Origin of the sequence: Streptomyces sp. SID11385 (assembly GCF_010548245.1) — a bacterium.
Classification (GTDB): Bacteria; Actinomycetota; Actinomycetes; order Streptomycetales; family Streptomycetaceae; genus Streptomyces.
In genome coordinates this window covers 1-5,727 of record NZ_JAAGLR010000436.1, presented here as the reverse complement: position 1 = coordinate 5,727, position 5,727 = coordinate 1, and the positions used below count along the sequence as shown (strand labels likewise).

General features: G+C 73.2%; 6 protein-coding genes and 1 pseudogene. 6 read left to right on the top strand and 1 reads right to left on the bottom strand.

From position 1 onward, the window contains the following. The 5 genes and pseudogenes from G3I42_RS13480 to G3I42_RS13460 all read left to right on the top strand — a co-directional run. Nucleotides 1-222 (top strand): annotated as a pseudogene (locus tag G3I42_RS13480) (ergothioneine biosynthesis glutamate--cysteine ligase EgtA); the annotation flags it as partial. Beyond that, nucleotides 219-1,568 carry an ergothioneine biosynthesis protein EgtB gene (gene egtB, locus G3I42_RS13475; RefSeq protein WP_164285711.1) on the top strand — a complete coding sequence of 450 codons (1,350 nt, stop codon included), beginning with the start codon at nt 219-221 and terminating at the stop codon, nt 1,566-1,568. The pseudogene G3I42_RS13480 and the gene egtB, both read left to right, overlap by 4 nt. After that, nucleotides 1,568-2,323, top strand: a complete 756-nt coding sequence (gene egtC / locus G3I42_RS13470; RefSeq protein ID WP_164285709.1) for an ergothioneine biosynthesis protein EgtC — start codon at nt 1,568-1,570, stop codon at nt 2,321-2,323. The genes egtB and egtC overlap by 1 nt, the downstream gene beginning before the upstream one ends. After that, nucleotides 2,320-3,282, top strand: a complete 963-nt coding sequence (gene egtD / locus G3I42_RS13465) for an L-histidine N(alpha)-methyltransferase (protein ID WP_164285707.1) — start codon at nt 2,320-2,322, stop codon at nt 3,280-3,282. The genes egtC and egtD overlap by 4 nt, the downstream gene beginning before the upstream one ends. Before the next feature lie 149 nt (nt 3,283-3,431). Next, nucleotides 3,432-3,605 (top strand): rubredoxin, encoded by a 174-nt coding sequence (locus G3I42_RS13460; RefSeq protein ID WP_203606759.1) that lies wholly within the window; start codon nt 3,432-3,434, stop codon nt 3,603-3,605. 169 nt (nt 3,606-3,774) lie between these two features. Here G3I42_RS13460 and G3I42_RS13455 read toward each other — a convergent pair whose 3' ends face one another. After that, nucleotides 3,775-5,049, bottom strand: coding sequence for an extracellular solute-binding protein (locus tag G3I42_RS13455; protein ID WP_164285705.1), 1,275 nt, complete (start codon nt 5,047-5,049; stop codon nt 3,775-3,777). A gap of 292 nt (nt 5,050-5,341) precedes the next feature. On the opposite strand from G3I42_RS13455, the gene G3I42_RS13450 reads away from it, so the two are divergent. Continuing rightward, nucleotides 5,342-5,581: a dodecin gene (locus tag G3I42_RS13450; RefSeq protein ID WP_164285703.1), complete on the top strand. Its 240-nt coding sequence runs from the start codon at nt 5,342-5,344 to the stop codon at nt 5,579-5,581. Nucleotides 5,582-5,727: the final 146 nt, after the last annotated feature.

The window sequence follows — 5,727 nt, the reverse complement described above, 5'->3', positions numbered from 1 at the left end:
GAGGCGGCGCGCGCGTGCTTCGGCGCCGCGTCCGCCGCGCTGGAACGGCTCCGCGCCCCGCTCGCGCTGCGCGCGCTCGTCGCCGGTTTCACCGAGCGGTACGTGGCGCGGGGCCGCTGCCCCGCCGACGACCTGCTCGCCCATCCCTTCGACTCGCTCTCCCAAGCGCCTGGCCTGTGGGGCACGACGGCCCCGCGCGGCAGGAAGGACGTGGTGTCATGACCGCCGTGCAGGAACCGGGCCAGGACGCGGAGGCGCTGCGCGACCTCGCCCTGCGCAGCCTGCGCACCGCCCGCGCCCGTACCGCGCTGCTCACCGACGCGGTCGACGAGCCGGATCTGGTGGCGCAGCACTCGCCGCTCATGTCGCCGCTCGTGTGGGACCTCGCGCACATCGGCAACCAGGAGGAGCTGTGGTTGCTGCGCGCGGTCGCGGGGCGGGACGCGATGCGCCCGGACATCGACCCGCTCTACGACGCCTTCGAGCACCCGCGCGCCGAGCGACCCTCGCTGCCGCTGCTGCCGCCGGCGGAGGCGCGGCGGTACGCGGCCGAGGTGCGCGGACGGGTCGTCGACCTGCTCGAAGCGGCGCGCTTCGGCGGCGGGGGCTTCGGCGCGGGGCTCACCGAGGCGGGCTTCGCCTTCGGCATGGTGGCCCAGCACGAGCAGCAGCACGACGAGACGATGCTCATCACGCACCAGCTCCGCTCGGGTCCCCCGGTGCTCCACGCGCCCGATCCCGCCCCGGCCGACACGAGCGGTCTGCCCACCGAAGTCCTCGTCCCCGGCGGCGAGTTCACGATGGGCACGTCCACGGAGCCCTGGGCGCTCGACAACGAACGCCCCGCGCACCGGCGGGACATCGACTCCTTCTGGCTCGACACGACGCCGGTCACGTGCGGGCGGTACGCGGAATTCCTCGCGGACGGCGGCTACGAGGAGCCGCGCTGGTGGCACCCGGAGGGCTGGCGGCTCGTGCGCGAACAGGGCCTGCGTGCCCCGCTGTTCTGGCGGCGCGAGGGCGGTACGTGGCTGCGCCGCCGCTTCGGGCACGTCGAGCCGGTGCGGGACGAGGAGCCCGTCGTGCACGTGAGCTGGTACGAGGCGGACGCCTACGCGCGCTGGGCGGGGCGCAGGCTGCCGACCGAGGCCGAGTGGGAGAAGGCCGCCCGGCACGACCCGGCGAGCGGCCGGGCGCGGCGCTTCCCGTGGGGCGACGAGCCGCCGGGCCCGCGCCACGCCAACCTCGGCCAGCGGCACCTGCGCCCGGCCCCGGCGGGCAGCTATCCGCAGGGCGCATCGCCTTATGGTGTGCGGCAGTTGATCGGGGACGTGTGGGAGTGGACGGCGAGTGACTTCCTGCCGTACCCGGGCTTCGTGACGTACCCGTACAAGGAGTACTCGGAGGTGTTCTTCGGGCCGGAGTACAAGGTGTTGCGCGGGGGCTCCTTCGGCGCGGACGAGGTCGCCGTGCGCGGTACGTTCCGCAACTGGGACTACCCGGTCCGGCGGCAGATCTTCGCCGGGTTCCGCACCGCGCGCGACGCGGCCCCCGGCGAGGGCGCCTGATGTGCCGGCACGTGGCGGTGCTGAGCGAGGCGCCCGAAGCGCTCGGCACCCGGCTCCTCCTCCCGCCGCACGGGCTGCACCGGCAGTCCTGGGCGCCGCGCGCGCAGCGGCACGGGACGGTCAACGCCGATGGTTTCGGCGTGGGGTGGTACGCGGACGGCGATCCGGTCCCGGCCCGCTACCGGCGGCCGGGACCGCTGTGGGGCGATCCGGGGGTACGGGACCTGTGCCGTGTCGTACACAGCCGGGCGCTGCTCGCCGCCGTACGGGACGCGACGGAGCCCGGCGCCGACGACGAGGCGGCGAGCGCGCCGTACGCGGCGGGGCGGTGGCTCTTCAGCCACAACGGCGCGGTGCCGGGCTGGCCGGAGAGTCTCGCCCCACTCGTCCCCGGCCTGCCCGCGCCGCTGCTGCTCGGCCTGGAGGCGCGCTGCGACGCCGCGTTCGTGTGGGCACTCCTGCGGCGGCGGCTCGACGCGGGGGTGCCGCCGGGGGAAGCCCTCGCGGCGACCGTCACGGAGGTCGCCGAGGCCGCGCCCGGGGCGCGGCTCAACCTCCTCATGACGGACGGCGAACGGATCGTCGCCACCGCGTGGGGCGACACGCTCACGTACCTGCGCGCGCCCGGACTGCTGGTGGTCGCGTCCGAGCCGTACGACGACGACCCCGCCTGGCGCACGGTGCCCGACCTGACCCTCCTCGAAGCCGATCGCGACGACCTCGTACTGACCCCGCTCAAGGAGCCGCCCCAGTGAGCCCGTTCGCCCTGACCCGCACCCTGCCCGTGGACACGACGGGCGAGGCGCTGCGCGCCGACGTCCGTGCCGGACTGACGGCGCGGCCGAAGGAGCTGCCGCCCAAGTGGTTCTACGACGCCCGGGGTTCGCGGCTCTTCGACGAGATCACCACCCTTCCCGAGTACTACCCGACGCGCGCCGAGCGGGAGATCCTGCTCGACCGGGCGGAGGAGATCGCCGCTTCTTCCGGGGCGGGCACGCTCATCGAGCTGGGCTCGGGTTCCTCCGACAAGACGCGCCATCTGCTCGACGCCATGCGGGACTTGCGCGCGTACGTGCCCGTGGACGTGAGCGAGAGCGCGTTGCGCGAGGCGGGCGAGGCGATCGCCGCCCGCCACGAAGGGCTCGAAGTCCACGCGCTCGTCGCGGACTTCACCGCCCCACTCGCCCTTCCCGACACGCCGGGACCGCGGCTGCTCGCCTTCCTCGGCGGCACGCTCGGCAACCTCCTGCCTCTCGAACGCGCCGCGTTCCTCAGCTCGTTGCGCGCCGTCCTCGCACCCGGCGACCTGCTGCTCCTCGGCACGGACCTCGTGAAGGACGAGGCGACGCTGCTCGCCGCGTACGACGACGCGGCGGGTGTGACGAGCGAGTTCGACAAGAACGTGCTGCACGTCATCAACCGTGAACTCGGCGCGGACTTCGACCCGGACTCCTTCCGGCACGTCGCCGTGTGGGACGCGGAACGCGAGTGGATCGAGATGCGGTTGCGGGCGCTGCGCGAGATGACGGTGAAGATCCCGGCCCTCGACCTCACGGTGCCGTTCGCGGCGGGCGAGGACCTGCGCACGGAGATCTCGGCGAAGTTCCGCCCCGAGGGCCTGCGCGCCGAACTCGCCGCGGCCGGTTTCGCCCCGGCCGAGTGGTGGACGGACCGCGCGGGACGGTTCGCGCTGTCGCTATGGGGGGTGGCGTGAGCGACGGCACGCCCGTCACCGGCCCTCGCGGACGAGCATCCGCACGCGTTCGCCCGTCAGGTGCGCGCGTTTCCCTCCGGACGGCCGCGGGTGGCTTCGGGCGGTTCCGGCGCTCCGGCCGGTATGTCGTCTCGCGGGAGTGATCACCCATGGCCGGCCAGAAACACCTGTGCCTTCTCTGTGGCTACGTCTACGAGCAGGCCCAAGGCGCCCCGGAGTCGGGCATCTCTCCGGGCACGGCCTGGATCGATGTCCCGATGCAGTGGCGCTGTCCCGAGTGCGGGGCCGCACGGGAGGACTTCGAGGAGGTGCTGATGGACTGAGGCGCGGGCGGGACCGCATCGTCGGGCGCACGCGGGTCGTCGGCAGGGGCCGGGAATCCCGCGTCCCCGGCCGCCGCGCACTTCCTGTGGCCTCCTGGCGCCCCCGGCCCCTCTTGGGTGCCGGGGGCCACAGCTCGTTCGGCGTCGTCCGGACCGGTCCCCTCCCGCCTCAGCCCGTCCTGTTGACGTCCAGCGCCTTCGTGATCGCCTTCGACGCCTCGCGTGCCGCCGCGTCCCCGTCGCCGCCCGTCAGGACCTTCGTCATGTACGTCTTGATCGGGTTGTCCGCCTCCACCTTCGCCCAGCGCGGCGAGTTGGGCGTCGCGTGCCCCTCCTTGGCGCCCTCGGCCATCGCGGCGGCGGCGGGCTCGTCGGAGACGGCGCCCGCGAGGGTGGTCTTGTTGGGCACGTAGTTCATCGTCTTGGCGAGGTCCTTCTGCCAGCGCTCCCCCGCGAGTTCGGCGATGACCTTGAGCGCCGCGTCGTGGTCGTCGGAGCGGCGTGTGACGACGAGGTCGGAGCCGCCGGTGAAGACCGCGCCGGGCTTGGCCGCCGTCTTGCCCGGGACCGGGAAGAAGCCCAGTTTTCCCTTGAGTTGCGGGTTCTGCTCCAGGATCAGCGAGGCCACGCCGGGCACCGCGATGATCTGGCCGACGCCGCCCTTGGCGAAGACCTGTGTCTGCGGCGGGTGTTCCTCGTCGGCGGTCTTCGGGCCCTGGCCGAGGGCCTGGAGCTGGGCGTAGAAGTCCATCCCCGCGCGCGCCTTGGGGCTGTCGATGCTGCCCTTCCAGCCGTCGCCCGTGTCCTTGGCGAGGTCGCCGCCCTCGTCCCAGATGAAGCCCGAGAGGGTGTACCAGTCCTGCCCGGCGAGGTAGATGCCCTGGTCGCCGCCCCGGTTGAGCAGGTCGGTGTCGTGCAGCCACTCGGTGCGGTCGCGCGGGGGCTTGGCGATGCCCGCCCGCTCGAAGAGGTCCTTGTTGTAGATGACGACACGGTTGGCCGCGTACCACGGCACGCCGTACTGCGAGCCGTTGAAGCGGCCCGGTTCGGCGAGGCCCGGCAGCCAGTCGTCCATGCCCAGGTCGCGCATCGACTCCAGCGTCAGGTCGTACAGCCCGCCCTGGTCGACGTACCGCGCCACCTGCGTGTTGCCGACCTCCACGACGTCCGGCACCTCGACGCCCTCGCCGCCCTTGAGTGCCTTGCCGACCTTCTCGACGATGCCGTTCCACGACTGGATCTCGATGTCGACCTTGAGGTCGTCGTGGTGCTTCTCGAAGTCCTCGGTGAAGCGCTTGAGGAAGGCGGCGGACGCGCTGTCCTTCATGAGCCACACGGTGACGGTTTTTCGGTCCCCTCCCGAGCCGGGCAGGACCCCGCAGCCGCACAGGACGGCGGTCGAGGTGAGCAGCGCGGCGGAGGCGAGCAGGCGGCGGTTCTTCACGTGGGTGGCTTTCTGTCCGCGAAAAGGCAGGAGGGACCCGGCGTGGGGGGACGCCTGCGGCGCGTGACGGGTGTGTCACGAGTTTGGTATGGACCTTTGTGGGGGGTCAAGGGGTGTCCGGGACACGAGAAAGACACGAAGTGATCACCCGGGGTCCACGACGGCCTCGCCTCGCGTCCTCGCCGGGAGTGCGTCACCGTGGAACGGGCACCCGCCGGACGGCGCCCGTCACGGCGGGCGGTGTCCGGGAGCGAACCGCCCCGGAACCTGCGACTGCGAGGAGAGCGACGCGATGAGCGAGCACGTCTACCGGGTCACCGAGATCGTCGGCACCTCCACCGAGGGGTGCGACGACGCGATCCGCAACGGCATCAGGCGAGCGGCCCAGACGGTCCGCAACCTCGACTGGTTCGAGGTCACCCAGGTGCGCGGGCACATCGAGAACGGCGAGATCGAGCACTACCAGGTCGGCCTCAAGGTCGGCTTCCGCATCGACGGCGCCGACGAGGCGACGGGCGACGCGGCGGCCTGAGGACGCGGACACGGCGGCGGGGTACGGGACCGTGCGGGCGCGCGACGCCGACGCGGGCTCACGTCGCGTCGAGGCGACGGGGCTCCCGCTCGGCTTCTTCTCCGGCCTGCCGGGAGCGCGCCCCCGCGCGGCGTGCGGGGCGGGGC